We start from the raw sequence: 2166 nt of genomic DNA on the forward strand, positions 1-2166 counted from the left end.
GGGGCGAGTGTAGCAGGAGCGGGGCTGGAATGCCAGCGGGGTGGAAATTGATCGGGAGCGGGGTAATCAATGTAGGGTGGGGGCTCTGTACCCCGCCCGGTTCACCCCCCTCCCCAGCCCGGCGGCGCGCCGCCCCCCAGAGGGGGGGGGGGGTATACGGCAGCCCTCACCCCAACCCGCGCCTGTCAGATTGAGATGACGTAGGGCGGGGATTTGCCAGGGGCATAGCTCGCTTCGCTCGGGTCCTATCCCCGCCGTTTTCATGCCCCGCCCCTCACCCCCATCCCCTCCCCCCAGAGGGGGGAGGAGGTATACGGCAGCCCTCACCCCAACCCGCGCCTTACAGATTGAGATGACGTAGGGCGGGGATTTGCCAGGGGCATAGCTCGCTTCGCTCGGTTCCTATCCCCGCCGCTTCACCCCTCACCCCAGCCCGTCGGCGCGCCGCCCCCCAGAGGGGGGAGGGGGTATACGGCAGCCCTCATCCCGGCCCGGAGGCGAGCCTCCCCCTAGAGGGGAGGGGAAATTTTTATAGTCCCGAAGGACGAATTCCCGGCAGATTGGTCTTGACATTTACCATCGCATAATCTACCATGTCAGTCGGGAAATAAGCGGGGCGATTGGCTCCAGATCGGCTCATTCTTCTGTTATAATAACCCGCCGAAAACCGGTGAAAGGTAAACCCATGAAGGTCCTGCGCATGGATAAGAGGCACCTGGCCGCCCTCCTGGAGATACTCCGGAGGTGGGGCGAGGTACACGTGCCGGTGAAGCACGGGGTGAACTCCCACCGCTGGGAGCCGTACACCGAACTCGAAAAGGTCGCCTACGACGCCCTGCGCACCGTCATCCCGGCGAAGAAGTACTTCTATCGGCCCCGGGAGACCATGTTCCGCTTCGACACGCGGGAGGGCTACAAGTCGGAGAACACCGGCCTCACCGAGCGCCTCGTCCTCTTCGGCATCCACCCCTGCGGAATGCACGCCCTGGAGACCCTGGACAACCTCTTCGCCGGGCGCTACGCGGACAATTACTACTTCACCCGGCGCGAAAACATCATGATAGTCGCCACCAGTTGCATCCCCGACAAGCACTGCTTCTGCAAGTCCATGGGCACCGACGCCATAGACGAGGGCTTCGACCTGTTTCTCACCGACCTGGGCGACGCCTTCCTGGTCGGTGTGGGCACCTCGCGTGGCGACGACGTGGTCTCCCACCGCCCCGAGCTTTTTACCGAGGTGGACGAGGGGTTCACCCAGCGCTACCTCGAGTTCCGCCGGCGGCGGGAGCAGGCCTACAGCCTGACGCTGGAAATCAGCGACCTGCCCACGATTCTGGACCTGGAGTACGAGAGCCCTATCTGGGACAAGCTGGGCGAACGCTGCTACTCCTGCGGCTCCTGCTCCATGGTCTGCCCGACCTGCACCTGCTACGACGTCCACGACGCGCTGGATCTGACCGGCGGCGGCGCGCGCATGCGTGAATGGGACTGCTGCCTCTTCCGGGAACACGCGCTGGTGGCGGGAGGCCACAATGCATCGTCAGCTGCCCGGCGAAGATAGACTACGTCGAGTGCCTGAAGATGCTCAGGGGGGACAAGGCCCATGCTTAGAGATCAACGGCTCTCGTACAAGCTGGCCAAGAATCCGTACCAGCCGAACCTGGCCCGGATCGTGGCCATCAAGCCCCAGGATCGCGACCACAAGCTCTTCCAGGTCCGCTTCGAAGACCGCGCGATCGCGGAGAGCTTCCGCTCGCGCCCGGGCCAGTTCGTCGAGCTCTCGGTCATCGGGACCGGCGAGTGCCCCATCTCCATCTCCAGCTCGCCGACGCGGACGGGGATAGTGGAGCTCTGCGTCCGGCGGACGGGCCGGGTGACCGGCGCCCTCTTCCGGCTGCCCACCAACTCCCTCATCGGCCTGCGCGGCCCCTACGGCAACGGCTACCCCGTGGAGAAGATGGAGGGCAACGACCTCGTCCTGGTGGCCGGGGGCCTGGGGATGGCCCCGCTGCGGAGCCTGTTGTGGTACGCCCTGGACAACCGCGCCGACTTCAACCGCGTCATCCTTTTCTACGGCTGCCGCGAGCCGAAGGAGGTCCTCTTCCGCGACGAGATGGCCGGCCTCGTCTCCCGGGCCGACCTCGAGTGCCACCTGACCGTGGACAC

General features: G+C 65.3%; 2 protein-coding genes. Both read left to right on the forward strand.

Features of this window, described 5'->3' with window-relative positions:
- The first annotated feature begins 685 nt into the window (after nt 1-685).
- Nucleotides 686-1561, forward strand: a complete 876-nt coding sequence (locus NTW26_12000; GenBank protein MCX7022970.1) for a 4Fe-4S dicluster domain-containing protein — start codon at nt 686-688, stop codon at nt 1559-1561.
- Between the two features lie 42 nt (nt 1562-1603).
- Nucleotides 1604-2166, forward strand: a 563-nt coding sequence (locus tag NTW26_12005; GenBank protein MCX7022971.1) for an FAD-binding oxidoreductase, incomplete at its 3' end; no start/stop codon positions are given.

It is taken from the genome of bacterium, assembly GCA_026398675.1.
In the GTDB taxonomy this organism is placed as follows: domain Bacteria; phylum RBG-13-66-14; class RBG-13-66-14; order RBG-13-66-14; family RBG-13-66-14; genus RBG-13-66-14.

Excerpts from the sequence above, each read along its gene's own strand:
- NTW26_12000 (MCX7022970.1), top strand. The coding sequence starts at position 686 with ATGAAGGTCCTGCGCATGGATAAGAGGCACCTGGCCGCCCTCCTGGAG.